At 60.2% G+C, this 25158-nt stretch carries 27 protein-coding genes and 1 riboswitch; of the genes, 20 read left to right on the forward strand and 7 right to left on the reverse strand.

Translation table 11 applies throughout. The features are described from left to right. The first annotated feature begins 58 nt into the window (after positions 1-58). Genes AC097W_RS07985 through AC097W_RS08005 form a run of 5 tightly spaced genes read left to right on the forward strand, consistent with a single transcriptional unit; the run spans position 59 to position 4696 of the window. Positions 59-466 carry a ribonuclease P protein component gene (locus tag AC097W_RS07985; protein WP_479601957.1) on the forward strand — a complete coding sequence of 136 codons (408 nt, stop codon included), beginning with the start codon at positions 59-61 and terminating at the stop codon, positions 464-466. Continuing rightward, complete coding sequence (gene yidD / locus AC097W_RS07990; RefSeq protein WP_479601958.1) at positions 463-735, forward strand: membrane protein insertion efficiency factor YidD; 273 nt, start codon at positions 463-465, stop codon at positions 733-735. The genes AC097W_RS07985 and yidD overlap by 4 nt, the downstream gene beginning before the upstream one ends. Then, complete coding sequence (gene yidC, locus AC097W_RS07995) at positions 732-2453, forward strand: membrane protein insertase YidC (protein ID WP_479601959.1); 1722 nt, start codon at positions 732-734, stop codon at positions 2451-2453. The genes yidD and yidC overlap by 4 nt, the downstream gene beginning before the upstream one ends. 57 nt (positions 2454-2510) lie before the next feature. After that, complete coding sequence (gene mnmE / locus AC097W_RS08000; RefSeq protein ID WP_479601960.1) at positions 2511-3926, forward strand: tRNA uridine-5-carboxymethylaminomethyl(34) synthesis GTPase MnmE; 1416 nt, start codon at positions 2511-2513, stop codon at positions 3924-3926. A 44-nt stretch (positions 3927-3970) separates the two neighbouring features. After that, complete coding sequence (locus AC097W_RS08005) at positions 3971-4696, forward strand: hypothetical protein (RefSeq protein ID WP_479601961.1); 726 nt, start codon at positions 3971-3973, stop codon at positions 4694-4696. Here the strand turns inward: AC097W_RS08005 and AC097W_RS08010 are convergent. Together AC097W_RS08010 and AC097W_RS08015 are read right to left on the reverse strand one after the other, a co-directional pair. Beyond that, on the reverse strand, positions 4693-5247 hold the full coding sequence (locus tag AC097W_RS08010; protein WP_479602078.1) for an adenine phosphoribosyltransferase: 555 nt from the start codon (positions 5245-5247) through the stop codon (positions 4693-4695). The two genes, AC097W_RS08005 and AC097W_RS08010, sit on opposite strands and share 4 nt — an antisense overlap. A gap of 72 nt (positions 5248-5319) precedes the next feature. Next, entirely contained in the window at positions 5320-7305 is a 1986-nt protein-coding gene (locus tag AC097W_RS08015) for a cation:proton antiporter domain-containing protein (protein WP_479601962.1), read from the reverse strand. 44 nt (positions 7306-7349) lie between these two features. Here AC097W_RS08015 and AC097W_RS08020 point away from each other — a divergent pair, with 44 nt between their 5' ends. From AC097W_RS08020 to AC097W_RS08035, 4 genes are read left to right on the forward strand one after another with little or no spacing between them, the layout of a single operon-like run. Beyond that, on the forward strand, positions 7350-8351 hold the full coding sequence (locus AC097W_RS08020; protein WP_479601963.1) for a KpsF/GutQ family sugar-phosphate isomerase: 1002 nt from the start codon (positions 7350-7352) through the stop codon (positions 8349-8351). Further along, positions 8351-8896, forward strand: coding sequence for a KdsC family phosphatase (locus tag AC097W_RS08025; protein WP_479601964.1), 546 nt, complete (start codon positions 8351-8353; stop codon positions 8894-8896). The genes AC097W_RS08020 and AC097W_RS08025 overlap by 1 nt, the downstream gene beginning before the upstream one ends. After that, the gene (lptC, locus tag AC097W_RS08030) at positions 8896-9507 is read left to right on the forward strand and encodes an LPS export ABC transporter periplasmic protein LptC (protein WP_479601965.1); all 612 of its coding nucleotides are present in this window, start codon (positions 8896-8898) and stop codon (positions 9505-9507) included. Before AC097W_RS08025 ends, lptC begins: the two co-directional genes overlap by 1 nt. 19 nt (positions 9508-9526) lie before the next feature. Continuing rightward, positions 9527-10303: an SDR family oxidoreductase gene (locus AC097W_RS08035; RefSeq protein WP_479601966.1), complete on the forward strand. Its 777-nt coding sequence runs from the start codon at positions 9527-9529 to the stop codon at positions 10301-10303. A gap of 101 nt (positions 10304-10404) precedes the next feature. Here AC097W_RS08035 and AC097W_RS08040 read toward each other — a convergent pair whose 3' ends face one another. After that, the gene (locus tag AC097W_RS08040; protein ID WP_479601967.1) at positions 10405-10854 is read right to left on the reverse strand and encodes an RNA recognition motif domain-containing protein; all 450 of its coding nucleotides are present in this window, start codon (positions 10852-10854) and stop codon (positions 10405-10407) included. A 398-nt stretch (positions 10855-11252) separates the two neighbouring features. Here AC097W_RS08040 and AC097W_RS08045 point away from each other — a divergent pair, with 398 nt between their 5' ends. The 5 genes from AC097W_RS08045 to AC097W_RS08065 are packed head-to-tail and all read left to right on the forward strand — an operon-like array spanning position 11253 to position 14011. Beyond that, complete coding sequence (locus tag AC097W_RS08045; RefSeq protein WP_479601968.1) at positions 11253-11525, forward strand: BufA1 family periplasmic bufferin-type metallophore; 273 nt, start codon at positions 11253-11255, stop codon at positions 11523-11525. A 1-nt stretch (position 11526) separates the two neighbouring features. Beyond that, on the forward strand, positions 11527-12405 hold the full coding sequence (bufB, locus tag AC097W_RS08050) for an MNIO family bufferin maturase (RefSeq protein WP_479601969.1): 879 nt from the start codon (positions 11527-11529) through the stop codon (positions 12403-12405). Further along, positions 12402-13187, forward strand: a complete 786-nt coding sequence (locus tag AC097W_RS08055) for an HvfC/BufC family peptide modification chaperone (protein WP_479601970.1) — start codon at positions 12402-12404, stop codon at positions 13185-13187. Before bufB ends, AC097W_RS08055 begins: the two co-directional genes overlap by 4 nt. 13 nt (positions 13188-13200) lie before the next feature. Then, positions 13201-13686 carry a DoxX family protein gene (locus tag AC097W_RS08060; protein ID WP_479601971.1) on the forward strand — a complete coding sequence of 162 codons (486 nt, stop codon included), beginning with the start codon at positions 13201-13203 and terminating at the stop codon, positions 13684-13686. Positions 13687-13714: 28 nt separating this feature from the next. After that, on the forward strand, positions 13715-14011 hold the full coding sequence (locus tag AC097W_RS08065) for a VF530 family protein (protein WP_479601972.1): 297 nt from the start codon (positions 13715-13717) through the stop codon (positions 14009-14011). 17 nt (positions 14012-14028) lie between these two features. Here AC097W_RS08065 and AC097W_RS08070 read toward each other — a convergent pair whose 3' ends face one another. Next, on the reverse strand, positions 14029-15867 hold the full coding sequence (locus tag AC097W_RS08070; RefSeq protein ID WP_479601973.1) for an AMP-dependent synthetase/ligase: 1839 nt from the start codon (positions 15865-15867) through the stop codon (positions 14029-14031). Positions 15868-15888: 21 nt separating this feature from the next. Further along, positions 15889-17091: an ammonium transporter gene (locus AC097W_RS08075; RefSeq protein WP_479601974.1), complete on the reverse strand. Its 1203-nt coding sequence runs from the start codon at positions 17089-17091 to the stop codon at positions 15889-15891. A gap of 129 nt (positions 17092-17220) precedes the next feature. After that, positions 17221-17416, forward strand: a riboswitch (yybP-ykoY riboswitch). A gap of 1 nt (position 17417) precedes the next feature. Here AC097W_RS08075 and AC097W_RS08080 point away from each other — a divergent pair. The 5 genes from AC097W_RS08080 (at position 17418) to chrA (ending at position 22263) form a co-directional block, all read left to right on the forward strand. Then, complete coding sequence (locus AC097W_RS08080; protein ID WP_479601975.1) at positions 17418-17981, forward strand: TMEM165/GDT1 family protein; 564 nt, start codon at positions 17418-17420, stop codon at positions 17979-17981. A gap of 165 nt (positions 17982-18146) precedes the next feature. Continuing rightward, positions 18147-19310, forward strand: a complete 1164-nt coding sequence (gene metX, locus AC097W_RS08085) for a homoserine O-succinyltransferase MetX (protein ID WP_479601976.1) — start codon at positions 18147-18149, stop codon at positions 19308-19310. Beyond that, the gene (gene metW / locus AC097W_RS08090) at positions 19307-19888 is read left to right on the forward strand and encodes a methionine biosynthesis protein MetW (protein ID WP_479601977.1); all 582 of its coding nucleotides are present in this window, start codon (positions 19307-19309) and stop codon (positions 19886-19888) included. Before metX ends, metW begins: the two co-directional genes overlap by 4 nt. A gap of 144 nt (positions 19889-20032) precedes the next feature. Further along, positions 20033-20887 (forward strand): chromate resistance protein ChrB domain-containing protein, encoded by an 855-nt coding sequence (locus tag AC097W_RS08095; RefSeq protein WP_479601978.1) that lies wholly within the window; start codon positions 20033-20035, stop codon positions 20885-20887. Next, positions 20884-22263 carry a chromate efflux transporter gene (gene chrA / locus AC097W_RS08100; protein WP_479601979.1) on the forward strand — a complete coding sequence of 460 codons (1380 nt, stop codon included), beginning with the start codon at positions 20884-20886 and terminating at the stop codon, positions 22261-22263. Before AC097W_RS08095 ends, chrA begins: the two co-directional genes overlap by 4 nt. A gap of 10 nt (positions 22264-22273) precedes the next feature. Here the strand turns inward: chrA and AC097W_RS08105 are convergent, their stop codons facing one another. Both AC097W_RS08105 and AC097W_RS08110 read right to left on the reverse strand, forming a co-directional pair. Further along, complete coding sequence (locus AC097W_RS08105) at positions 22274-23278, reverse strand: Bug family tripartite tricarboxylate transporter substrate binding protein (RefSeq protein WP_479601980.1); 1005 nt, start codon at positions 23276-23278, stop codon at positions 22274-22276. A gap of 115 nt (positions 23279-23393) precedes the next feature. Continuing rightward, positions 23394-24986 carry an alkaline phosphatase D family protein gene (locus tag AC097W_RS08110; protein ID WP_479601981.1) on the reverse strand — a complete coding sequence of 531 codons (1593 nt, stop codon included), beginning with the start codon at positions 24984-24986 and terminating at the stop codon, positions 23394-23396. On the opposite strand from AC097W_RS08110, the gene AC097W_RS08115 reads away from it, so the two are divergent. Beyond that, a complete protein-coding gene (locus tag AC097W_RS08115; RefSeq protein WP_479601982.1) occupies positions 24985-25137 on the forward strand; it encodes a hypothetical protein in 153 nt (50 codons plus the stop codon). The two genes, AC097W_RS08110 and AC097W_RS08115, sit on opposite strands and share 2 nt — an antisense overlap. Positions 25138-25158 lie beyond the last annotated feature (21 nt).

Below are 25158 nucleotides of genomic sequence, written 5' to 3' on the forward strand. Positions count from 1 at the left end.
GCCCACCGCGAGTCTGCTGGTGTGCTGCTTTGCTGTTCTCCAAATGGTGTCCTGAACCGTGCAGCGATTGAAGACGCGCCCACAGTTTCAGGCTGTTCTGGCTGGAACTACGCTTGCCAGAACGGCGCATTTTGCTCTGCATTGTTGTGTGCTGGAGCAGCCCGTGGCGATGGTGAATAAGACTGTGCTACCCGCCTTGTTCCCGGTTCAGGGTGTCTGGTTGGGTGCCATGGTCCCCAAACGCTGGGCCAAGCGTGCCGTAACCCGCAATGCCATCAAACGCCAGATTTACAACGTGAGTGCTGAATTTGAATCTGCCTTGAATGATCGCGCGCATCTCGTGCGTTTGCGTTCGGGTTTCGATCGCGCCCAGTTTGTCAGCGCCACGTCGGAGGCGTTGAAATCGGCTGTGCGTGCCGAGTTGGTGCAATTGTTTTCCCGTGTCAAAGCACCTGTTGCATCATGATGCGTGCGTTCCTCATGGGTGTCGTCAAGGCTTACCGACTGGTTTTGAGTCCCTGGTTGGGATCCTCTTGCCGGTTTGAGCCTACTTGCTCGGTTTATGCGTTGCAGGCACTGCAGGCCCACGGGGCGGGTGCCGGTAGCTATTTGACCGCGTCGCGTATCCTGCGTTGCAATCCCTGGTGTTCCGGTGGACACGACCCCATACCGGCCAATCCTCCCCGGCTGTTTACCCGGCTGCTCTCTTCTCCCTCTGAAAAGAAACCTTCATGAACGACATTCGCCGCACCATTTTGTGGGTGATCTTTGGCTTTTCCATGGTTTTGCTGTGGGACCAATGGCAAGTGCATAACGGAAAGAAAGCCACTTTTTTCCCAAGCCCAGCCCAGCAGACGACGCCTGCTGCGGTCAATGTGCCCGCGGTGGTTTCCGGCGGACCGGACTCCAGTGTGCCCAGCGTTGGCGGTCAGCCTGCTCCGGTTGCAGCGGTGCCTGTTGCGCCAGCCGTTGCCGCTGCTCCCAAAGAGCGTTTCGAGGTAACAACCGACGTGCTGAAGATGACGTTCGATACCGAGGGTGGGTCCCTGGTCCGCACCGAGTTTCTCAAGCATTCCGATATGGCGGACAAATCCCGCAATTTTGTTTTGCTGGATGACAGCAAGGAGCGCATTTATCTGGCGCAGACCGGTGTGATTGGCGGCGGTGCCGCGGGCGTCTTTCCGAACCACAAGACCCCCATGACGGTGAGTGGTGCACGTGCGCTGAAGGACGGAGAGAACGAACTGGTCATCAAGTTCACCTCTGCGGATGTCGGCGGCATCAAACTGGTCAAGACCTACACGATTCGTCGCGGTGCGTATGACATGGCGGTCAAACATGAGTTGACCAACGTCTCATTGGCTCCTCTCGCCCCTCAGCTGTACCTGCAACTGGTGCGTGATGGCAACAAGCCACTGGGCGAGTCGTCGTTCTACTCCACATTTACCGGGCCCGCGGTCTACACCGATGCCAAGAAGTACCAAAAAGTGGAGTTCAGCGCAATCAAGAAGAAGAACGCAGACTTTGAGAAGCAGTCTTCGAACGGTTATGTCGCGATGGTGCAGCATTACTTTGCAAGCGCCTGGATGTTGCCTGAAGGCGTACAGCGTACGATCTCCCTGGATGCGGTGGACATCGGCTCTACGGTTGCAGATTGCTGCTATCGCGCTACGATGATTACTCCGGTTGACGCCATTGCGCCCGGCGCGACCAAGGCGGTTGACGCCAAGTTCTTCGCCGGCCCACAAGAAGAGAAGATGCTGGAAGCCCTGGCCCCTGGTCTCGAACTGGTCAAGGACTATGGTTGGCTGACCATTCTTGCCAAGCCCCTGTACTGGTTGCTCGACAAGCTGCACAGTTTCATTCAGAACTGGGGTTGGTCCATCGTGGCACTGGTGGTGTTGCTCAAGGCCGCTTTTTACTGGCTCAACGCCAAAGCGTATGCCAGCATGGCCAAGATGAAGGCGGTCAATCCGAAGATCACCGAAATGCGGGAACGTCTCAAAGACAACCCGCAGCAGATGCAGCAGGAAATGATGCGCATCTACCGCGAAGAGAAGGTCAACCCCATGGGTGGCTGCTTCCCGATCATGATCCAGATTCCGGTGTTTATTGCGCTGTACTGGGTGCTGCTCTCCAGTGTGGAAATGCGCAATGTGCCGTGGATCTTGTGGATCAAGGACTTGTCTTCGCCTGATCCGTTTTACATCCTGCCGCTCTTGATGACAGCCACGTCCATGCTGCAGACGGCTTTGAACCCCGCGCCACCGGATCCTATTCAAGCGAAGATGATGTGGTTCATGCCACTGATCTTCAGCGTGATGTTCTTCTTCTTCCCGGCTGGCCTGGTGCTGTACTGGATCACGAACAACACCCTGTCCATTCTGCAACAGTGGGTCATCAATACCCGCATGGGCGTGCCGCCGCAGTTCAATCTGCCGAAGTTTCGGTAAGTAATCCACAAGGGCCGCTGATTGCGGCCCTTCACCATTGGGCCTTGTGTTTCCACTATGTTGACTCGCCACAGCCAACCCATTGCTGCCATCGCCACCGCGCCTGGGCGCGGGGCGGTGGGTATTGTGCGTATCAGCGGCAAGAATCTGGGCGGACTGGTGTTGCAGCTGTTCGGCCGAACCCTGCGTCCGCGCGAGGCGACCTACCTTCCTTTTAATGATGGCTTGGGGGTGCCCATTGATCAGGGTCTCGCGCTGTTTTTCCCCGGCCCCCACTCGTTTACGGGCGAAGATGTCCTCGAGCTTCAGGCCCATGGCGGTCCCGTGGTGCTGCAGTTGCTTCTGGCGCGCTGCCTGGAAGCCGCGCATCAATTGAATCCGGTTTCCGGAGTGGCGTCATTGCCGGCGTTGCGCATCGCCCAGCCCGGAGAGTTTTCCGAGCGAGCCTTTCTGAACGACAAGATCGACCTGGCGCAAGCCGAAGCCATCGCCGATTTGATTGACGCCAGCACGGAGGCCGCAGCGCGGAGCGCCACACAATCGTTGTCTGGTGCTTTTTCGCGTGAAATCCATACCTTGCGCGACGCGCTCATCCACTTGCGCATGTTGGTGGAAGCAACCCTGGATTTTCCGGAAGAGGAAATCGACTTCCTGAAAAAAGCCGATGCCCAAGGGCAGCTGGACCGGTTGCAGGAGGCGTTGCGCACCGTGATGCAGCGGGCGTCGCAGGGCGCGTTGTTGCGCGAAGGCATCATCGTGGTGATTGCCGGGCAGCCGAACGCGGGCAAGTCGTCCTTGCTTAACGCACTGGCCGGTGCCGAACTGGCCATCGTGACGCCGATTGCGGGAACGACCCGGGACAAGGTGCAACAGACGATCCAAATCGAAGGGGTACCAATCCATGTGGTCGATACCGCCGGTTTGCGCCCCAGCGAGGATGACGTTGAAAAAATCGGCATTGCACGCGCCTGGGAAGCCATAGAAAGCGCGGATGCAGTCTTGTTCTTGCACGACCTAACGCGTTCAGATGCTATGAATTACATAGCTGCTGACGCAGACATTACGGGGGCTATCGCCCTAAAACTCTCAAAGAATGTTCCCGTGATTGATGTGTGGAACAAGGCTGATGCGGTCGCGGTTGCCAATAGCACTTTGCCCCGCCCCGGCATCACGCTGTCCGCCAAAACGGGAACCGGGCTGGATCAACTGCGGCGCATCCTGCTGGAGACCGCGGGCTGGCAGGCCTCCACCAGCGGCATATTCGTTGCCCGTGAACGACACATCCAGGCGCTGCGCCGGGTAGATGGGCATTTGATGGAGGCCGCCGGCCATTTGGCGGCACAAGCCCAGTCTCTGGATTTGCTGGCCGAAGAGCTGCGGCTGGCGCAGAATGCCTTGAGTGATATCACCGGTGAGTTCACGTCGGATGATCTGCTTGGCGTGATCTTTTCCAGCTTTTGCATTGGAAAATAGCCTGCAGTACACTGTTTTTTTCGTTGGCTTCGAAAGCAATAAGCATGTCCCTTTTCAACTGGTTTTCAAAAGCACCGCAAGGCAAATACTGCGATGCGGCAGTGAGTTCGGGTCTGGGTCACATAGACCCCACGATTCCGCTGAGTACCTCCCCGAGGGGACGGGTGAGAATGCCGGCTTCTGCGCCAGGCAGTGCAGCCAATCGCAAGGGCGAGCGTCTGGAGCGGCGGGAGCAACTGTACGGCGTGGTACGTGAATCCCTGACCGGCGCGGGGATATTGTCGTCGAGCTACAAGTTCAAGGTGCTGTCGCTGGACTCGCGCGGCCGGCAGTATTTGATCATGATGGACATTGCGCGCCACTATCTGGGTGAAACGACCCGCTTGGCTGAAATTGAAGGCTTGATCGCACAAAGCGCCAAAGCGCGTTACGACATCCTGGTGACGGCGGTTTACTGGCGGGTGAACGAGCACGTCACGGCAGGACTGACTCGCATGTCCGCTCCGGCGCCGCTGAGCCATGGCCCCTCCACCGCAACACCCCAATCACCTCACGAACCACTGCTACCCGATGAGGTCGCCGCGTTCAAACAAGCACTGGCATCGGTAGCTTCAGCGAAACCAACACCAACACCATCACCGGAGCTGGCTGCGGTTCATGTGGTCCGTCCAGGCCGGAACAGCCCCGCGTCCTATCCGGTTTTTGCCGATACGGAACTCGAAGAGCGCCCATCGCCTTTGAGTGGCACCCAGTACGGTGATTTGAACTAGGTTCCGCTGAAATCGACCAGCGTAAACAGCGGCAACCCGGAATCCCTGAGTTTTTGCGAACCACCCAACTCGGGCAGGTCAACAATGGCGGCACCTTCCATCACGTGGGCACCGAGTTTCTCGAGTAGCCTTCTGCCCGCCATCATGGTGCCGCCTGTCGCGATCAGGTCATCAATCAACAGCACGCGGTCACCGGCTTTGACCGCATCGGTGTGCAACTCGACCGTCGCACTTCCGTATTCGAGCTCGTAAGTTTCTTCTACGGTCGTGAAGGGCAGCTTGCCTTTCTTGCGAATGGGCACAAAACCGACGTTGAGCTCATAGGCGACAACGGCCCCCAGAATGAAACCCCGTGCATCCAGACCCGCAACCACGTCCGGGCGCATCGCAGGGTCCATATACCGGTGGACAAAAGCATCGATGAGGATGCGAAACACCTTGGCGTCCTGCAATAGCGGTGTGATATCGCGAAATTGCACACCTGGCGCCGGCCAGTCAGGTACGGTGCGTATGTGGTCTCTTAGGTACTGATTGACGCTGAGGTGCTGCATGGATGAACCACAAAAGAAGGGTCGAAAATCGGATTGGACTGCCATTGTGCCCTTAGGCCGCGCTGGCTGTCGCTAGCTCTTGAGCAATTTGTGCTCGGCGACCGCCAGTGCTTCGGCCTTGCCAGAGAGCACCAGGATGTCGCCACTTTCCAGCACGGAATCATCTGAGGTGAGCGCACTCTTCCCGTTTCCGTGCCGAAGGCTGACGACACGCACGCCCAACGCGTGCAAAGCAAAAGACCGCAGCGGTCGCCGGGCGGCGTTGGAACCCGCGGGCAAGGTGACGGATGCAAGCCGTTCATGCTGGAGTTCGTCTGCAGAATCGTCGTCAGAGCCTCGAAAAAAACCGCGTAGCAGGTTGTACCGCGCGTCGCGCTGGTCCTGAACAATACGAATCACCCGGCGCATGGGGACGCCAACCAGGGCCAGCGCATGGCTGGCCAGCATCAGGCTGGCTTCAATGGCTTCGGGCACCACCTCGGTTGCGCCGGCCTGTCGGAGCTTCTCCAGATCCACGTCATCAATAGTGCGAACCACCACCGGTACGTTGACCGCCTGCTCGTGGGTGTGGTGCAGTACCCGCAGGGCATTCGCGGTATCAAGGTAGGTTATTACTACAGCGCTCGCACGGTGAAGGCCGGCTGCCATCAAAGCCTGAAGACGTGCGGCATCGCCGTACACCACGGAGTGACCGGCCGCAGCAGCATGGCGGACGCGGTCGGGGTCCAAGTCCAGTGCCATGTAGGGAATACTTTCGGCTTCAAGCAGGCGCGCCAGATTCTGGCCGCATCGGCCGTAGCCGCAAATAATCACATGTTTGTCGGCATTGATGGCCTTGCGCGCGATGCTCGTCATCTGGACTGATTGCATCAGCCAGTCGCTGCTCACCAGCCGCATGACGATTGTGTTGGTGTAGAGAATGACGAACGGGGTTGCCAGCATGGACAAAACCATGGATGCCAGGATGGGGTTGAACAACTGAGGGGGTACGAGGTTGTATTGGCCCGCAAGCGTGAGCAGCACCAGACCAAACTCGCCCGCCTGCGCAAGGTACAGGCCCACGCGCAGGGCCACGCCCATGGATGCACCAAAAGCCCGTGCGAGGGCGGTGATCAGCGCAAGCTTGAACGCCAGCGACAGCGTGAAGAGCAGAAGCACCAGGGGCCAGCGTTCCAGAACCAGGCGCCAGTCGAGCATCATGCCAATGGTGATGAAGAAAAGGCCAAGGAGCACGTCGTGAAACGGCCGGATATCGGTTTCGACCTGGTGCTTGTATTCGGTCTCTGAAATCAGCATGCCCGCAACAAAGGCCCCCAGCGCCAGCGACAGGCCGGCGTGTTCGGTCAGCCAGGCCAAGCCCAGCGTAATGAACAACAAGTTAAGCATGAACAGCTCATCGCTTTTGCGCCGCGCCACGATCGTGAGCCACCAGCGCATGACTTTCTGCCCGCCAGTAAGCAATACGCCCAGCAGCACAACCGCCTTGAAAAAAGCCAGCGCGAGCGCCGGCAGCAGGTTCTCCGGGGCGGCACCCAGTGCGGGAATCAGCACCAGTAGCGGCACCACCGCCAAATCCTGAAACAGCAGAATACCGACCACGCGTTTGCCGTGTTCGGACTCTAGCTCCATCCGTTCTGCGACCAGTTTGATCACGATGGCCGTGCTGCTCATGGCCATAATCCCGCCGAGTGCTACCGCCACCTCCCACGACACGTTCCACCAGGCTGGCAATACCAACCCGAGCCCCAGAGAAGCCAGTGTGGTTAGCAGCACCGTGAGCGCTACCTGAGACAAGCCCAGTCCAAACACGTGGCGTCGCATGGCGCGCAATTTGGGAAGGCTGAACTCCAGCCCGATGACAAACATCAGAAACACCACACCGAATTCCGCCAGGTAGCGGATGCCACTGGAATCCTGAGCAAGCGCCAAGGCATTGGGTCCAATCAGAATCCCCACCACCAGATAACCCAGCATGGGCGGGAGCTTGAAAGACCGGCACACCACTACCCCCAGCACAGCGGCCATCAGGTAGAGCAGTGTGATTTCAAGACCGGTCATGCCAACATACTAACAATGCTTGTGGTGCTCTATAAAATACGCGCATGACCCATCAAGTACCGACCAATTCAGTCGCCTCAGCCCAACGTGCCATTGCGCTGGCGCATGAGACATTTGATATTGAGGCAGCCGCTGTGTTGGGACTGAAAAGTCGCGTGGGGGCAGCCTTTGCCCAAGCGGTCTTTATGATTCTTGCAATCCAGGGCCGCGTTGTAGTGATGGGCATGGGGAAAAGCGGTCACATTGGTCGCAAGATCGTTGCGACCCTCGCGTCTACCGGCACACCAGCCATGTTTGTGCACCCGGCGGAAGCCAGCCACGGAGATTTGGGCATGATCACCGCAGCAGACTTGGTGCTGGCGATTTCCAACAGCGGTGAATCCCAGGAAATGGCGGCCATCCTGCCAGTCCTCAAGCGACTGGGCGCGCCGCTGGTTGCCATGACGGGCAATGCCGAGTCCACCATGGCCAGGCATGCGGACCTCTGGCTTGACAGTGCCGTCGACAAAGAAGCCTGTCCATTGAATCTGGCGCCTACCGCAAGTACGACCGCGCAGTTGGCGCTGGGCGACGCGTTGGCCTTGGCGTTGCTGGACGCGCGAGGTTTTCGCGCGGAAGACTTCGCGCGGTCCCATCCGGGTGGGGCCTTGGGTCGCAAGCTGCTGACCCATGTAAGCGACGTGATGCGCACAGGGGATGCTGTTCCGCGGGTGCTGCAAGACGCGAGTTTCAGCGCCCTGATGCGCGAGATGAGCGCCAAGGGACTGGGTGCAACGGCGATCGTGGACAACACGAACCATGTGCTTGGCATTTTTACCGATGGCGATTTACGGCGCCTGGTGGAAGAGGGCATCGACTTGCGTGCCAAAACAGCGCAGGAAGTCATGCACCCCGCACCCTGCACCGTCGATGCGAAAGCACTGGCCGTCGACGCTGCTGATCTGATGGAGCGCAAGCGCATTACCAGCGTGCTGGTGGTCGACAACGAAGGCCGTTTGTGCGGCGCACTGAACAGCAACGATTTGATGCGCGCGAAGGTGATTTGATGAAACCGGTTATCCATTTCGATCCGGCGCTGTTGCTGCTGGCACAGGGCGTAAAGGTTGCCTTCTTTGATGTCGATGGTGTGTTGACCGACGGCGGGCTGCTTTTCTCCGAGGCGGGTGAAACCCTGAAGCGCTTCAACACCTTGGACGGCCATGGTCTCAAGCTGCTGATGCAGGCGGGCATTACGCCAGTGGTTATCACCGGGCGTGACTCCAAACCTTTGCGGGTACGACTGCAGGCACTGGGCATCGAACATGCCCATTTTGGAACCGAGGACAAACGCCCTGCGGCCGAAGACACGCTCCAGGCGCTCGGACTGGACTGGACTCAGGCCGCTGCCATGGGGGACGATTGGCCGGACCTTGCGGTGATGCGACGTTGTGCTTTTGCCTGCGCCCCAGTCAATGCCCATGTGGAAGTGCTAGCGGCAGCGAACTACGTCACCAAAGCGCGCGGGGGCTATGGAGCCGCACGCGAGTTCTGCGACATTCTCATGGTTGCGAGTGGTCGTTACGTTAACTTGCTGGAAAAGTACACCCAGTAATGGCAATCCTCAAAGATGCCTGGGACCGGTTTCTGCTGTATCTGCCTGTGGCGTTCATGGCCTTGCTGGCATTGGGCACATATTGGCTGGTTCGCAGCGCTCCCCCCGTCAGCGGACCGCTGGTTGAGAAGCCGCTCAGTCACGAGCCCGACTATTTCATGGAAGGGTTTTCAGTCAGAACGTTCGATTCGGTCGGCCGTATCCGAACGGAAGTGGTGGGCGAGAAGGCCCGCCACTACCCGGACACCCAGTGGATGGAGATTGACAGTATCCGGATCCGCTCGTTTGATGAAAAAGGCCGCCTGACCACCGCTACGGCCAACCGGGGGCTGACAAATGAGGATTCTTCTGAGGTGCAGTTGCTTGGCAACGCTATCGTGGTGCGTGAGGCTGATGCAGGCAATCGTGCTCAAGCGGCGCCCCGCATGGAATACCGGGGTGAGTTTCTGCATGCCTTCATGAAGACGGAGCAAGTGAAATCACATAAACCTGTTGAATTATTGCGAGGTAACGATCGTTTTACCGCCGACAGTCTGGACTTTGACAATGTGGATCAGGTCTTGCAGTTGCACGGGCGTGTGAGAGGTACTCTGGTTCCCGGCAACAAATGATCTTTCGTGAGAGGCATCCATGTCCAAGCTGATATTCATCACCGGCGCCTCCAGCGGTATTGGCCAAGCGATGGCATGGCGTTTCTACCAGGCGGGCTATTCTCTGGCGCTGGTCGCCCGGCGCACACAAGAAATGGAACAATGGGTAACCCAGCGCGGCGTCACCGCAGAACGCCATCAAATCTATAGTGCCGACGTGTCCTCCATTGACAGCATCGTCGCGGTAGCCCAACGGTGTCTACAAAACCAGGGTGTGCCGGATGTGGTCATTGCTTGTGCAGGTGTGAGCATTGGGATGGATACCGCTGAGCGGAGTGACCTGGACGTGATGGCGCGCACCTTTGCGACGAACAACATCGGAATGGCCGCGACTTTTCATGCCTTCATTGATCCTATGGTTCAGCGAGGTTCCGGGACCTTGGTGGGTATTGGCAGCGTAGGCGGCATCCGTGGATCGCCAGGGCACGGCGCCTATTGCTCCAGCAAGGCGGCTGTGATCAGCTACTGCGAAAGCCTGCGCGGCGAGTTGCGTCCGAGCGGCTTGAAGGTCGTTACGATCTGCCCGGGGTACATTGATACGCCCCTGACTGAAAAAAATCGCTACACCATGCCGTTTTTGATGCAGCCAGATGTCTTTGCTGACAAAGCATTTGCCGCAATCGAAGCGGGTGCAACCTACCAAGTGATTCCCTGGCAGATGGGCTGGGTTGCCAAGTTGATGCGCGCACTCCCCAATTGGGTGTTTGACAAGGCGTTCGCGGGTCGGCCGAGAAAGCGGCGAAGCAACGAGATTTGAGTCGCACCAAATGGGCCCAGCTATTGTATTTTGGCTTGATCAGGCAACAAAAAAGGACCCGAAGGTCCTTTTTTTGATTGGGGAATTACCCCGGTAGCTGCTTAGTAGCTGCTACGGCCACCGCCGCCGCCGCCGTAACCACCACCACCGCCGCCGCCGCTACGGCCGCCGCCAGCGCCGCCGCCGTAACCGCCGCCACCGCTACGGCCGCCGCCAGCGCCGCCGCCGTAACCGCCACCACCGCCGCCACCGCCGCCAGCACCACCACCGAAGCCGCCGCCGCCAGTGCGGGGAGGACGTGCCTCCATTGGGCGAGCTTCGTTAACGACCAAACCACGGCCGCCGAACTGTTGACCATTCATACCGTTGATGGCAGCTTGTGCCTCAGCGTCGCTACCCATTTCCACAAAGCCGAAGCCCTTGGAGCGGCCGGTGTCACGTTCCATCATGACTTTGGCGCTGGTAACGGTACCGTGTGCTGCAAACGATTGCTGCAGATCTTCGTCACGGAAAGAATAAGGCAGGTTGCCTACGTAAAGTTTGTTGCCCATGTAAGGACTCCTCAAAATAACTCAAAACGCGATGGAGTCCAAACCCGCAATCAACAAACCAATGAAGACTTAAAGCAGACGCGAAACTGGCAAATCACCGCAAACCCGCATCACCGAACTTCCGGCAATACAACTGCATTATGCGGCAGATTGAAAATTATTGCCAATAATTTATTTTTGATGGCTTTTTATCGCGCGCCGAAGTCACTTTTCCGCCGTAATTGCGCATCGGAGTGCGGGTTATTTTGCGGCCAGGAGCTACGTGAAATTGAAAAGAGGAAGCATGGCTTGTAAGAATGCTGCCTGTACCCTGACTAAACCGCAACCAGCATGGCGGCGCATGACTTGCTCCTGCTCCCTGGTTGTTTATCAACTTGTCCAACTAAGGAGTTCTCCAAATGAACCAACGTGCAATGATTGCTGCAACTGCAGCTGCGGTGATGTCCCTGTCCATGATGGCGGTGCCCGCTGCCGCACAGGAAAAAGAGAAATGCTTTGGTATCGCCAAAGCAGGCCAGAACGATTGCGCTAGCATCTCCGGCGCCCATTCCTGTGCGGGCCAGTCCAAAGTGGACATGGACAAGATGGAATGGAAATACGTGGCCAAGGGCACTTGCAAAGACATGAAGGGCCTCTCGATGGACGAAGCCAAGATGATGAAGAAGGGCTAAGGTGGCCGGCATCGGTTGGCGCCACCCGCATTACGGCGAACTGCTTGAGCGGCGCCCGGGCCTTGATTTTCTGGAAGTCCATTCCGAGAATTTCTTTGCCAGCGGCGGGGCGGCGCTGGCTGTGCTGGAGCAAGGGCGGGCGCACTACCCCATCAGCCTGCATGGAGTGGGCTTGTCGCTGGGATCGGCCGTGGGGCTGGACCCGTGGCATCTGGATCAGTTGGCCAAGCTGGTGGAGCGCATCGACCCGGTGCGTGTGAGCGACCATGCCTCGTTCGCCCGTGGCCATTTTCAGGGCGCCGTGGTGCATGCGGCAGATCTGCTGCCTTTGCCCTTCACCACAGAGGCACTGGATGTACTGTGTGCCAACGTGGGTCAGGTGCAAGATCGCCTGCAACGCCCGATCCTGGTGGAGAACCTCTCTGCCTACCTGACCTGGAATGCCTCGGACGAAGAACAGGCGTGGTCAGAGACCTCATTTCTAGCGGAACTGGCGCGTCGTTCCGGCTGCCAATTGCTGGTGGACGTGAACAATATTTACGTCAACACCCTGAATGCCCAAAGAGACGGGCGCGTGACCGATCCCGTGCGCTGCTGTCGTGATTGGCTCGATGCCATTCCTGTGGGTGCCGTGGGTGAGTTGCACCTGGCCGGACATTGCCATGTGAGCGATGCGCATGGCGTCATCGTGATCGATGACCATGGCAGCCGCGTGTGCGATGCCGTCTGGGATTTGTACCGGCATGCCGTACACCGCTTCGGTGACGTGCCCACGCTCATCGAATGGGACACGGCTATTCCCGCACTCGACGTGCTGTTGGACGAGGCCAGCCGCGCGCGCACCGTCTGCGCTGCTGCCTTGGCGCAGGCGTCCGCATGAGCGCCCTGGCCATTCAGCAGCAGGCCTTGCTGAATGCGCTGTTTGCCAGGCCTGCTGCAAATGCTATGAAAACAATAGCTGCTTGCGCAATGGATACGGGGGCTAGAGGTCTGAAAGCCTATCAAACCAATGGCCACATGCTGGCTGAACGCGCTTTGCAATCAGCCTACCCGGTGCTGGCGCAGCTGATGGGGGAGGAGAGTTTTGCCGACCTGGCCCGCGCCCTGTGGCATGCGCAGCCGCCCGTGCTGGGTGATGTGGCCTGCTGGGGCAATGCCCTGTCTGAATTTGTGCGAAGCAGTGCGCAGTTGCAGGACGAGCCCTATTTGTCCGATGTGGCCGCAATCGAATGGGCGCTGCACCGGTGTGCCACCGCCCCTGACGCAGACCTCCAATTGCACACGCTGGCCTTGTTGACCACGGTGGATCCGGCTGATCTGCAATTGAAGCTGACTCCGGGTTGTGCGGTGTTGCGCAGCCCCTGGCCAGCCGCCAGCGTTGTGGCGGCTCACCTGTATGAGTCCCCTTCCTTTGCAGAGGTTGGTGCCTTGTTGCGTGGACCGGTTGCACAGGACGCTATTGTCTGGAGGGACGGATTCCGTCCCCGGGTGCGCGTGGCACGGGCGGGTGAGGCGGACTTTTTGGCGGCGCTCTTGCTGGGTCGTTCGTTGGCGGACGCACTCGATGCCTCTGCGGCGCTGGAATTCAGCGCCTGGTTACCCCTCGCCGCGCAAAGCGGTCTGATATCCGCGGCCATTCACTCCCCCTTTTCTCTCTCCTGACAGGACCTGTCCCATGGCGATTTCCACCACCCCGACAGGGCTTCGGCCCCCACGCAATTTCTTCATGCGCTTGCTGCACGGCTGGGACAGGCTGGATCGCCTGCTGGACGCTCTGCAGCCGTTGGCCAGTTTGCTGGCCCGTCTGTACGTGGCTCAGGTTTTCTTTGCTTCAGGGCTTACCAAATTGCGCGATTGGGACATCACCTTGTCCTTGTTTGCCGACGAGTACCACGTGCCGCTCCTGTCGCCAGCCGTGGCGGCCGCCATGGGGACTGCGGGCGAACTGGTTTTGCCTGTTTTGCTGATACTGGGTCTGGGTGGGCGTTTTGCTGCGCTGGGGCTCTCGGTTGTCAATGCCGTGGCCGTAATTTCCCTGAGCGAAATCGCACCCGCTGCCCTGCAGCAACATGTCACCTGGGGTGTGTTGTTGGTGGCCTTGGTGGTGTTTGGTTGCGGTTCGTGGGCCGTCGACCCTTACTGGCGCAGGCGGCTGGCGTGAAGTGGACAGGGGGTGCGAAAATGGGGCCATGCCCAACACACCTCCGCAATTGCCATTTCAACCCCAGCCGCCCAAGCCAGTTCCCCAGGCCCGCAACCCCTTGCACGGCCTGACGCTGGAAACCATCGTCACCGCGCTGGAGGCGCACTACGGTTGGGCCAAGCTGGGGGAGCTGGTGCCGGTGCGTTGCTTTACGCACGAGCCCAGCGTCGGATCCAGCCTGAAGTTTTTGCGCAGGACTCCGTGGGCGCGCGAGAGGGTGGAGGGGCTCTACCTGTTCATGCAGCGCGAGGCCCGCCGCGCCAAGTCCAATCCAGGTAACTGAGCCCCTTCGAGGCGGAGTCAGCGGCGGTAGAGGCGCTCCATATCGGCTGAAAAATGGGCTGCCAGGTTGTTACGCTTGAGCTTGAGCGTGGGCGTCATCAGTGTGTTTTCGCCAGTCCAGGGCTCCAGTGAGAGGGCAACGGCGCGCGGCTGTGCATAGTGCGGAAACCCACGAGTCAGTTCGCGAATGCGTTGCAAGGCGGCTTCGCGTGCGGCGGGCGCCAGCAGGCTGTCGCTGGCATGGGGGTCCAGATGCAGTTCTTCGGCCATGCGCTCCCATCCGGATCGGCCCAACACCACAATGCAGCCGATGAACGGCCGGTTGTCGCCAAATGCATAGGCCTGTTCGAACAAAGGGTCGCTGGTGATGGCGAATTCCAGATCAGCCGGTGCAATCTTCTCGCCAGTGGAGGTCACAATGATCTCCTTGATGCGGCCCAGTATGCGAATCCGTCCGTTCTCGATGGCCGCCTGATCGCCAGTGTGTAGCCAGCCGTCGATGAAAGCCGCCGCGGTGTCGGCTTCACGCTTCCAGTACCCGCGCATCACGCTGCGGCTGCGCACTTGCAGCTCCCGGTTATCGCCAATCCGGACGTCTACCCCTGCCAGCGGCCGGCCAATGGTGGCCGGGTCGTTGTCATCGAGTCCGTTGACAGCCACTACGGGTGACGTTTCCGTCATGCCGTAGCCCTGCAGAATGGGCAAGCCCAGACCCAGAAAACAATGGGCGATGGGCTGCGACAGTGCGGCCCCACCGCTGACCGCCACGCGCAGGCGGCCGCCAAACCGTGCCAGCAGTGGCGTGGCCACCAGCCTGTTGAGCAACGGCCAAATCAGCGCATCGAGCAGCGCGGGCGTGTGGCCATCTACCGGCAAATGCTGCGTGCGGCAAAAGCGCCTCCAGCCCACGGCCTGGGCCCACTGGAACAGCTGCGATTTCAGTATCGAACCAGCCAGCATGCCTTTGAGTGCGCTGTAGACGCGCTCGTAGATGCGCGGCACAGAAATCAGGACGGTGGGCCGCACGGTGATGAGGTCTTCGGACAGCAGCGCGACGGAGCGCGCATACGCCACGCAGCAGCCCGCTGCGATGGGCAGGTAGTAGCCGGCGGTGCGCTCGAACGTGTGCGACAAGGGTAGAAACGACAAAAAAACGTCTTCGGGCACAGGGGCCACGCGCTGCAATGTGGCCTTCACGTTCTCCAGCACATTGTCATGCGTGAGCATCACGCCCTTGGGCTTGCCGGTGGTGCCTGATGTGTACACCAGAGCAGCCAGCTCGTCGTGTGCAGGCCCTCGTACTGCGGGTGGTCCATTGCTCGCGGCTGCGGATGAGGCCAGCCAGTCGCACCAGGAGACCACGGATGGCGCGCTCGCGCAAGCCAGTGCCTGTGGCATGGGTTCTGTGATCACCACCTGTCGCAGCGAGGGCAGCGGTACACCGGTGGAGGCAATGGCTTGCCACTGTGCCTGCGACTGTGCGAACAGCACTGAGGTGTCACTGTCGCTCAGGATGTAGGCAATGCTTGCCGGGTTGTCCAACGCGTGCAGGGGCACGGGAACACAGGCCAGCGCCAGCGCAGCCTGGTCGATACAGACCGCGTCCATGCCATTGGGCAGGAGGATGGCAATGCGCGCTTGGCGCGGCAGCTGCAGGTGATCCAGAGCGGCCATCACACGCTCTACGCGTGCGCTGGTCGCTTTCCACGATATATGGGTCCAGCTTCGGGTGGCTGGGTCGTACGCCTGGTACGCGTCAGCCTGCGGCGTTTGGGCCACACGCCATGCAAAGAGTTCAGCCAGGGTGTGAATGCCATCCAGTGGCTGCGAACGGCGGTTGACGGGAAAAGGTTCCATGAAGCAGGTGCAGCGCGACGCTTACCAGTTGGCTTCGCGCTCCGGCGTGGCACTGATTTTGTGGATGGACAGGTCAGCGCCGTCATACTCTTCTTCCTGGCTCAGGCGCAAGCCGGTGGTTGCTTTGAGAATGCCGTACACCAGCAAGCCACCCAGCACGGCCCAGACGACGCCCATGGCGGTGCCTATCAGCTGGGCACCCAGCGAAACGCCGCCCAGACCACCCATTGCTTTGCTGCCAAAAATGCCGGCGGCCACGCCCCCCAGTGTGCCGCAGAGCCCGTGCAGTGGCCACACGCCCAGCACATCGTCAATCTTCCATTTGTTTTGGGTCAAAGTGAACATCACGACAAAAATGGTACCTGCTGCAGCGCCCACCACCAGTGCGCCCAGTGGATGCATCAGGTCGGAGCCCGCACACACCGCCACCAAGCCTGCCAGGGGGCCGTTGTGCACAAAGCCAGGGTCGTTTTTGCCAGCCACCAATGCGGCCAGCGTGCCGCCGACCATGGCCATCAATGAGTTGACGGCCACCAGACCCGAAATCTTGTCCAGCGTTTGTGCACTCATCACGTTAAAGCCAAACCAGCCCACGGTCAGTATCCAGGCGCCCAGCGCCAGAAACGGAATGCTCGATGGCGGGTGGGCCGAAATGGCGCCATCCTTGCGGTAGCGATTGCTGCGCGCGCCCAGCAGGATCACCGCCGGCAGGGCAATCCAGCCGCCCACGGCATGCACCACCACGCTGCCGGCAAAGTCATGAAACTCTTCACCCGTCAACGCCTTGATCCACGCTTGCACGCCAAAGTGCTGGTTCCACATGATTCCCTCAAAGAAGGGGTAAATGAAGCCGACGATGATGGCGGTTGCAATCAGTTGAGGCCAAAAGCGCGCGCGTTCTGCGATACCGCCCGAAATAATGGCGGGAATGGCTGCCGCAAACGTCAGCAGGAAGAAGAACTTCACCAGTTCGTAGCCGTTTTTGGCCGCCAGCACCTCGGCGCCCACAAAGAAGCTGGTGCCATAGGCCACGCCGTAGCCCACCATAAAATACACCACCGTGGAGACCGAGAAGTCCACCAGAATTTTGACCAGCGCATTCACCTGGTTCTTGCGCCGCACGGTGCCCAGTTCCAAAAATGCAAAACCGGCATGCATGGCCAGCACCATGATGCCGCCCAGGAGAATGAACAAGGCGTCTGCGCCCTGTTTAAGTGCTTCCATGTGAACCTCTTTATTTAAAATGCTGTGTATTGGTGCAATTTTGATGAGATTTTCAAAATTGCACCAAATACAAGCAAGAAATGCGCCAAAAGAGGACAAAGACGCCCTTCGTGGGGTCAACGTACAATGCAAGTTGTCATTGGGGAGTAGCCGCCCTTCTTCATTGAGAGGGGCTTGCGTCAACAGACTTGTTTTGTCACTGCGTGACCAACATGGCGCAAGCAGGGTTCACGAACGTGAATCTTGGCGAGACCTTTGGCTGCACGCCTCCGATTCAGGCCGGGGGTGTCGTGCAGTCATTGGTTTGTCCCCGGCCGGAGATTTTCATGGAAGCATTCCTCGTATCAACCGGTATCGTCGCTCTGGCAGAGATGGGCGACAAAACCCAACTCCTTGCCCTCATTCTGGCGGCGCGCTTTCGCAAGCCCTGGCCCATTGTTCTCGGCATTCTGGTGGCCACCATTGCCAACCATGCTCTTGCCGGTGCCGCGGGCGCCTGGGTAACCACGGTAATGGGCCCGGATGTGCTGCGTTGGGTGTTGGGCGCCTCATTCCTTGCCATGGCCGCGTGGATGCTGATTCCCGACAAGATGGACGACGAAGAGGCCTCGGGAACCCCGCGTTTTGGCGTGTTCGGCACCACCGTCATTGCGTTCTTCCTGGCGGAGATGGGCGACAAGACCCAGATTGCCACCGTCATGCTGGCAGCGCAGTACCACGCTTGGGGTTGGGTTGTAGCAGGCACCACGCTGGGCATGATGCTGGCCAATGCGCCAGTGGTCTGGCTAGGCGACAAGATCACCAAGCTGGTGCCGCTTCGGGTGGTGCATGTGGTCTCGGCCGCTATTTTTGCGGTGCTGGGTGTTGTCGCGCTGTGGCCGCAGTCCTGATTGGGCCAAAAGTAATGGCGTTGCTATACTTCTGGCAGCGCCAATTTGCTCCAGCTTGCGGGCGCTTTATAAATACAGCTAAAGACGGACCGACACCAGCACCCGGCCTCGTTTTTTAGCGACGCCGGGTTTTTTATTGGGTTTGAGTTGGGAATTCCGTTGACCATGCCATTGATCGCAACACCGCAGTCCATGCACTTCGACGCCCCTTTGCCTTTGCAAAGCGGCGCATCGTTGCGCGACTATTCGCTCAGTTTTGAGACCTACGGCACGCTCAATGCGGATCGCTCCAATGCTGTGCTGGTCTGCCATGCCCTGAATGCATCGCACCACGTGGCGGGTGTTTATGCGGGGCAGGACAAATCCGAAGGCTGGTGGGACAACATGATCGGGACCGGCAAGCCCGTCGACACCGACCGCTTCTTCGTGATTGGCGTCAACAACTTGGGCTCCTGCTTTGGCTCCACCGGCCCCATGCACCCCAATCCGGATGCGCCCGCGGGCAGCGGACGGGTCTATGGCGCGGATTTTCCGGTGGTTACCGTGGAAGACTGGGTGGACGCCCAAGCCCGTTTGCTGGACGCGCTCGGCATCCAGACGCTGGCGGCCGTGCTGGGTGGGTCGCTGGGCGGCATGCAGGCCCTGAGTTGGACGCTGCAATATCCCGCGCGGGTGCGCCATGCCGTGGTGGTCGCCAGCGCGCCCAACCTGACCGCTGAAAACATTGCTTTCAACGAAGTGGCACGCCGCGCCATCGTGACTGACCCCGATTTTCATGGCGGACATTTTTACGAATTTGGCACGGTGCCCAAACGTGGTCTGCGCATCGCCCGCATGATTGGCCACATCACGTATTTGAGTGATGACGTGATGAACGAAAAGTTTGGACGACAGCTGCGCGAGGCCGTTCTGGAGAGCGCCACCGGTTACCGGTATTCCACGCAGGACGTGGAGTTCCAGATCGAGAGTTACTTGCGCTACCAGGGCGACAAGTTCGCCGAATACTTTGACGCCAACACCTACCTGCTGATTACCCGCGCGCTGGATTACTTTGACCCGGCCCGCGCCTTTGGTGGTGACCTGAGTCAGTCGCTGGCCCGGGCGACCTGCAAGTTCTTGCTGGTGAGCTTCACCACCGACTGGCGCTTTGCACCCAAGCGCAGCCGCGAAATCGTCAAGGCCTTGCTGGACAACAAGCGCGACGTCAGTTACGCCGAGATCGATGCGCCGCACGGACACGATGCATTTTTGCTCGATGACCCCCGTTACATGGGCGTAGTGCGCTCCTATTTTGATAGCATTTCCAAATCCATGGAGGCCGCCGCATGACCGACATCAGCACGATGGAAGCGTTGGCCCGGTTGGTGCCCCCAGGCTCGCGGGTACTGGACCTGGGGTGTGGCGACGGCGCCATGCTGGCCTACCTGCAGCAAACGCGCGGCTGCACCGGCTATGGTGTGGAGATTGCCGATGCCAATGTGCTGGCGTGTGTGCAGCGCGGTGTCAACGTCATCCAGCTCAACCTCGACGAAGGCTTGGCCATGTTCGATGACGCCAGCTTTGATGTGGTGCTGCAGATCGACACACTGCAGCACCTGCGCAACGCCGAAGTCATGCTGCGCGAGACGGCGCGCGTGGGCCGCGTGGGCATTGTTGCCTTCCCCAACTTTGCCCACTGGCCCAACCGCCTGAGCGTGCTGCGCGGGCGCATGCCGGTCACGCGCCGCCTGCCTTACCAGTGGTATGACACGCCCAACATCCGCGTGGGCACCCATGCCGATCTGGCGGCACTGGCCGAACGCACCGGGCTGCAGGTGCAAGACAGCTTTGGTCTGCAAAACGGCAAGGTGGTGCGCTTTGCACCGAACCTGCTGGCGGGAACATCGGTTTTCCAGTTGACACGCTAACGCCCGTTTGCATGTCGCCCGGTGGCGGGGGCGTGTAGGTCGTGCTACATTGCGGCCGTCGGGGTGTCAGCTCCCCGGCATCGGGCCCAACAGGGCTCCAAGACGGTGTCCCGTCCAATGGCTGCAACCTTCAATGGACTCATCATGGACACCACAAAACCGTCTGCCGTTTTCACTTCACTGTCGCCTTTGCCTTTCGGCTGGTCGCCTGCCGAATTGTCCGAACAACTGCAATCCGATGCGCCGGCGCTGGTCATTGACGTGCGCAAGAATGAAGCCTTTCTGGCATCGACCTACGCGCTGCCTGGCGCGTTGCGGCGCGACCCCCAACGGGTGGAGCACTGGGCGCTCACTTTGCCGACTGCACGCACCGTGCTGGTGGCTTGCGTGCACGGGCACGAGGTTTCGCAAAACACTGCGGCTGCCTTGCGCCAGCACGGCATCCACGCGCAATTCCTGGAGGGTGGCATCGAGAATTGGCGGGAGCAGGGTCTGCCGGTGTTCGCCAAGGCAGCGGACAGTGCCACCCGCTGGGTCACCCGCGAACGACCCAAGATTGACCGCATAGCCTGCCCCTGGCTGGTCCGCCGCTTCGTGGATGCGAATGCGCAGTTTCTGTATGTACCGGCCGCGCATGTTCAGGCCGTTGCCGCGGCGGAACAGGCCACCGCGTATGACGTGAATGCAGCAGTGGCCGATACACCATTTACCCACGACGGCGCGCTGTGCAGCTTGGATGCCTTCATCAAAATCTACCGACTTGGTGGGGACGCCGCGTTGGCCCGGCTGGCGCACATCGTGCGCGGTGCGGACACCGACCAGCTGCAGCTCGCGCCGCAGGCGGCGGGTTTGTTGGCGCTGTCATTGGGCATGTCGCGCAGCCATGCCGATGACCACGCCATGCTGGATGCCATGATGCCCGTCTATGACGCGCTCTACACCTGGTGCCGTGATGCCGTGGCCGGTCAGGACGAACCCCATAACTGGAAGCCCGCATGAGCACACAACCCTCCGCAGAACCCGTTGCTTTTCGGGATGCCTTCCGGTTCTGGCTCAAGCTGGGCTTCATCAGCTTTGGCGGCCCGGCGGGCCAAATTGCCATCATGCACCGCGAGCTGGTGGAGCAAAAACGCTGGATCTCCGAGGCGCGTTTTCTGCACGCGTTGAACTACTGCATGCTGCTGCCGGGCCCCGAGGCGCAGCAGCTGGCCACCTTCATCGGCTGGCTGATGCACCGTACACGGGGCGGCATCGTGGCGGGGGTTTTGTTTGTGTTGCCGTCCTTGTTCATTCTGATTGCCCTAAGCTGGATTTATGTGGCCTTTGGCAACGTGCCGTGGGTGGCCGGGCTGCTCTACGGCATCAAGCCTGCTGTGGCTGCGATTGTGTTGCAGGCAGTGCACCGCATCGGCTCAAAAACATTGAAGAAACCTGCGGTAGCCCCCGTATTGTGGGCGGTTGCAGCTATGAGTTTCATAGCAATTTATGCGTTTGACGTACCATTTCCATGGATTGTGTTGTGCGCGGCAATCGTGGGCTGGTTGGGGTCGAAGTGGGTGCCTGCCCAATTTTCGGGCGCTGCGGGCCATGGTGCCGCCAAGACCCTTGCGCTGGCCCCCGGCGAGCGCGACTGGGTGATTGGCGACTACACGCCCACGCCCGAACATGCCCGTTTCAAACCGTCCCGCCTGGCCACCGTGCTGGCCATCGGCTTGGCGCTGTGGCTGCTGCCTATGGGGCTGTTGGTCGCTTGGCAAGGCTGGCACGGCGCGCTCACGCAGATGGGCTGGTTTTTCACCAAGGCCGCATTGCTGACCTTTGGTGGTGCCTACGCCGTGTTGCCCTATGTGTACCAGGGCGCGGTGGAGCAGTTTCAGTGGCTCACCGGCTTGCAGATGATCGATGGCCTGGCGCTGGGCGAAACCACGCCCGGCCCACTGATCATGGTGGTGGCGTTCGTGGGCTTTGTCGGCGGCTGGACCAAGCAGGTGCTGGGGCCGGAGGCGCTGTTTTTGGGTGCGGCGCTGGCGGCTACCGTGGTGACCTGGTTCACCTTTTTGCCCTCATTCGTGTTCATTCTGGCGGGTGGGCCGCTGGTGGAGTCGACGCACGGCAAGCTGCAATTTACCGCGCCGCTGACGGCCATCACTGCCGCCGTGGTGGGTGTGGTCGCCAGTCTTGCTCTGTTTTTTATAGCGCATATCGCAATTCGGACGGGGACTACCGGCCCATTTGTTTCCCAACTGGACTGGGTGGCGCTAGCGATTGCTGCAGCCGCAGCCCTTTCACTGCTGCGCTACAAGCAGGACGTGATACCCGTCATTGCGGCGTGCGCGCTGGCGGGTCTGGGCGCCCGGTTGCTGGGCTGGGCGTAGCCGGGTCCCGTTATTGGGGCACAAAGCCGCTGGATTTGATGATGCGTGCCCAGGTATGGCTGTAGGCCTGTTCGCGTGCCGTGAGTTGCTGGGGTGTCATGTAGCCCACGGTCAGGCCCATGGCGGTCAGGCGGTCATGCACCTCCGGCAGCGCCACCACCTTGGCCAGAGCCCCGGAGATGCGGTCAATGGTGGCTTGTGGCGTGCCCGCCGGGGCGAAGATGCCGTAGTAGGGCAGGTCTTCAAACCCGGGCAGACCCAGTTCCGCAAACGTGGGTACCTCGGGCAGCAAAGCCTGGCGTGTTTTGCCCATGACGGCCACAACACGGATTTTTCCGGCCTTGTGGTTCTCGATGAAGTCGGGAATGGAGCCGGTGCCTGCGGCAATCTGGTTGCCCAGCATGTCGCCCATCATCGGGGCGCTGCCGCGGTAGGGTGCGGATTGTAGGTCCAGCTTATATTTCTCGCCAATCACCTTGACCAGAAATTCGGGCACCGAGGCCGGCGCGGGCACGCCGACCGTGCCTTTGCCTGCGCCCTGGGTGCGCACCCAGCCCACGTACTCGTTCATGGATTTGGCCGGCGTGCCGCCCGATAACGCCAGCGCATTCACGAAGGTGGCAAAACCACCCACCGCGACAAAGTCACGCGCCGGATCAAAGCCCGGGTTCTTCACCACCAGCGGCAGGATCGAGATGGTGTGGTCGTGCGACAGAAACAGCGTGGTGCCGTCCGCGGGGGCCGCCTTGAGCGTCTGCGCCGCAATCTGGCCACCCGCCCCGGCCTTGTTGTCCACAATGACGGGCATTCCCAACTGGTCCTTGAGCTTGTCGGCCAGCGTGCGGGCAATCGCGTCGGTTCCACCGCCAGGAGGAAAACCCACCATCAGTTTGATGGCGCCGGTTTGTGCCTGGGCCAGGCTGCCAAGGCACAGGGCGGAAAGGGCAAAAAGGGTGCCCGTGGAAAGGGTGGCGCTGAGGGTGCGCCGCAGGCGGCTGGGGAGCGAGTGGGTCATGGCGAAGTCCGGAGAGTTGAAAGTGAAGTGGTGAATGGCGCCACTTTATCAACCTTTTTTCGGTGTTCCCGCGTCCCTCGCCCCCCCTCGCCCCTTTGTGCCTCCATATGCCCCTTTACGCCCGGTGTGGCGCCAGCGTCTTGGCGTAGAGCGATGCCCCGGTCAAGTCCTTCAAGGTGACCGTCATGGCGTGGGTCCTGGCATCAATGTCCACCTGGCCAAAGAACTGCAGACCTGCAGTGGGCGCGGTGTTTTGCTCTTGCGGGGCTTTTTGGTACACGACCTGCATGCCAAAGGTGGCATCGGTTTTGTTGGGTCCGAAGCTGCCGGCATTCAAGGGGCCGGACACAAATTCCCAGAACGGATTGAAGTCGCTGAATTGCGCGTGTGCCGGGTCGAAGTAGTGGGCAGCGGTGTAGTGCACATCGGCCGTCAGCCACACGACGTTCTGGATGCCCGCGCGTTTGATTTCCCGCAACAAGCGGGAAATTTCAATTTCACGTCCCAGCGGAGGGCCATCGTTGCCATTGGCAACGGCTTCCCATTTGTCGCGTCCTTCGGCATCTTTGCCGTCGGCCACGTGCAGGCCAATGGGCATGTCGGCGGCGATGACTTTCCAGACCGCTTTGGAACGCTTGAGGCCATCCAGCAGCCAGGCAATCTGCGGGCGGCCCATGAAGGCGCTCTCCGAAGTCTCGGCGGTCTGCAGATTGGCGGAGTTGGGGCCGCGGTAGCTGCGCATGTCCACCACGAACATGTCCAGTAGCGGGCCCTGCGGCAGGTGGCGGTACACCCGCTCGCTTTCTACATCGGCCGTGCGGCGCAGCGGGGCATATTCGTGGAATGCCTTGGTGGCACGCGCCACCAGCAGGGGTACGTTCTTCTCGGTGTAACGCTTGTCACCGCTGACGTCCTTGGAATCGGACCAGTTGTTGCTCACTTCATGGTCGTCCCATTGCCAGATCTGGGGCACGTCGGCACCCATGCGGCGCACGTTGGCATCCATCAGGTTGTAGCGATAGCGCCCGCGGTATTCGTTGAGGGTCTCGGCCACTTTGCTTACTTCTTCGGTCACCAGGTTGTTCCAGAGGGTGCCGTCAGCCAGCTTGACCTGTGCTGTGATCGGGCCGTCGGCGTAAATGGTGTCGCCGCAGTGCAGAAAGAAGTCCGGGTTGACCTTGCGGATCCGCTCATAAATCTTCATGCCACCCCAGGCTTCGTTGATGCCCCAGCCTTGCCCCGCAGTGTCGCCGCTCCAGGCAAAGCGCACATCGCGCAGCGCTTTGGATCCGATGGACGCGGGCAGGCGCAGGTGCCCCTGCATGGCTTCGGACAGCACACGTTCGTTGTGCAGGTCCTGCAGTACGACGCGGTAAAAAATTTCCTGCCCGGCGGGCAGGCCGGCAAGATCGAGGCGTCCGGTGTAGTCGGTGTCTTCCATCAGATACGGGCCACGCACGCGGGTGGCGTTGGCAAAGCTGGCGGTGGTGGCCCACTCGACCCAGAGGCGTGCCGGGCGGTCGCTGCGGGTCCAGATGAGGGCGCCATCGGCTTGGGGGTCGCCGCTCTGGATGCCATGGGCCATTTGCGGACGCATGGCGTCGCGGGTGATGAGGGCGGGGGCGGTTTGGGCCAGTGCGATGGCGGGAGCCACCATGGCTGCGCTGCCCAAAATGGAGGTGGTGCTGAGAAAATTGCGACGATCCATGAAGATGCTCCGGTGGTCAAAGGATGTCGGCATTGCAAACCATCTGCGTGTCAGGCGTGTGACGCATCCGGCAGGGGTTGGCCTGGATGCAGCACGGGTGCTGACGGCGGGTTCCTGGCGTGGCATGATGCTGGAATGCCCGCCATCGTGACGTGACCGTGACGCGATCGTG

Source organism: Rhodoferax sp. GT1R46 (assembly GCF_056521285.1).

Bases quoted from the DNA above. Each gene is read 5' to 3' on its own strand.
- yidD (WP_479601958.1), top strand. From the start codon at position 463: ATGATGCGTGCGTTCCTCATGGGTGTCGTCAAGGCTTACCGACTGGTT.
- yidC (WP_479601959.1), top strand. From the start codon at position 732: ATGAACGACATTCGCCGCACCATTTTGTGGGTGATCTTTGGCTTTTCC.
- mnmE (WP_479601960.1), top strand. From the start codon at position 2,511: ATGTTGACTCGCCACAGCCAACCCATTGCTGCCATCGCCACCGCGCCT.
- AC097W_RS08005 (WP_479601961.1), top strand. From the start codon at position 3,971: ATGTCCCTTTTCAACTGGTTTTCAAAAGCACCGCAAGGCAAATACTGC.
- AC097W_RS08010 (WP_479602078.1), bottom strand. From the start codon at position 5,247: ATGCAGCACCTCAGCGTCAATCAGTACCTAAGAGACCACATACGCACC.
- AC097W_RS08015 (WP_479601962.1), bottom strand. From the start codon at position 7,305: ATGACCGGTCTTGAAATCACACTGCTCTACCTGATGGCCGCTGTGCTG.
- AC097W_RS08020 (WP_479601963.1), top strand. From the start codon at position 7,350: ATGACCCATCAAGTACCGACCAATTCAGTCGCCTCAGCCCAACGTGCC.
- AC097W_RS08025 (WP_479601964.1), top strand. From the start codon at position 8,351: ATGAAACCGGTTATCCATTTCGATCCGGCGCTGTTGCTGCTGGCACAG.
- lptC (WP_479601965.1), top strand. From the start codon at position 8,896: ATGGCAATCCTCAAAGATGCCTGGGACCGGTTTCTGCTGTATCTGCCT.
- AC097W_RS08035 (WP_479601966.1), top strand. From the start codon at position 9,527: ATGTCCAAGCTGATATTCATCACCGGCGCCTCCAGCGGTATTGGCCAA.
- AC097W_RS08040 (WP_479601967.1), bottom strand. From the start codon at position 10,854: ATGGGCAACAAACTTTACGTAGGCAACCTGCCTTATTCTTTCCGTGAC.
- AC097W_RS08045 (WP_479601968.1), top strand. From the start codon at position 11,253: ATGAACCAACGTGCAATGATTGCTGCAACTGCAGCTGCGGTGATGTCC.
- AC097W_RS08055 (WP_479601970.1), top strand. From the start codon at position 12,402: ATGAGCGCCCTGGCCATTCAGCAGCAGGCCTTGCTGAATGCGCTGTTT.
- AC097W_RS08060 (WP_479601971.1), top strand. From the start codon at position 13,201: ATGGCGATTTCCACCACCCCGACAGGGCTTCGGCCCCCACGCAATTTC.
- AC097W_RS08065 (WP_479601972.1), top strand. From the start codon at position 13,715: ATGCCCAACACACCTCCGCAATTGCCATTTCAACCCCAGCCGCCCAAG.
- AC097W_RS08070 (WP_479601973.1), bottom strand. From the start codon at position 15,867: ATGGAACCTTTTCCCGTCAACCGCCGTTCGCAGCCACTGGATGGCATT.
- AC097W_RS08075 (WP_479601974.1), bottom strand. From the start codon at position 17,091: ATGGAAGCACTTAAACAGGGCGCAGACGCCTTGTTCATTCTCCTGGGC.
- AC097W_RS08080 (WP_479601975.1), top strand. From the start codon at position 17,418: ATGGAAGCATTCCTCGTATCAACCGGTATCGTCGCTCTGGCAGAGATG.
- metX (WP_479601976.1), top strand. From the start codon at position 18,147: ATGCCATTGATCGCAACACCGCAGTCCATGCACTTCGACGCCCCTTTG.
- metW (WP_479601977.1), top strand. From the start codon at position 19,307: ATGACCGACATCAGCACGATGGAAGCGTTGGCCCGGTTGGTGCCCCCA.
- AC097W_RS08095 (WP_479601978.1), top strand. From the start codon at position 20,033: ATGGACACCACAAAACCGTCTGCCGTTTTCACTTCACTGTCGCCTTTG.
- chrA (WP_479601979.1), top strand. From the start codon at position 20,884: ATGAGCACACAACCCTCCGCAGAACCCGTTGCTTTTCGGGATGCCTTC.
- AC097W_RS08105 (WP_479601980.1), bottom strand. From the start codon at position 23,278: ATGACCCACTCGCTCCCCAGCCGCCTGCGGCGCACCCTCAGCGCCACC.
- AC097W_RS08115 (WP_479601982.1), top strand. From the start codon at position 24,985: ATGAAGATGCTCCGGTGGTCAAAGGATGTCGGCATTGCAAACCATCTG.
- AC097W_RS08110 (WP_479601981.1), bottom strand. From the start codon at position 24,986: ATGGATCGTCGCAATTTTCTCAGCACCACCTCCATTTTGGGCAGCGCA.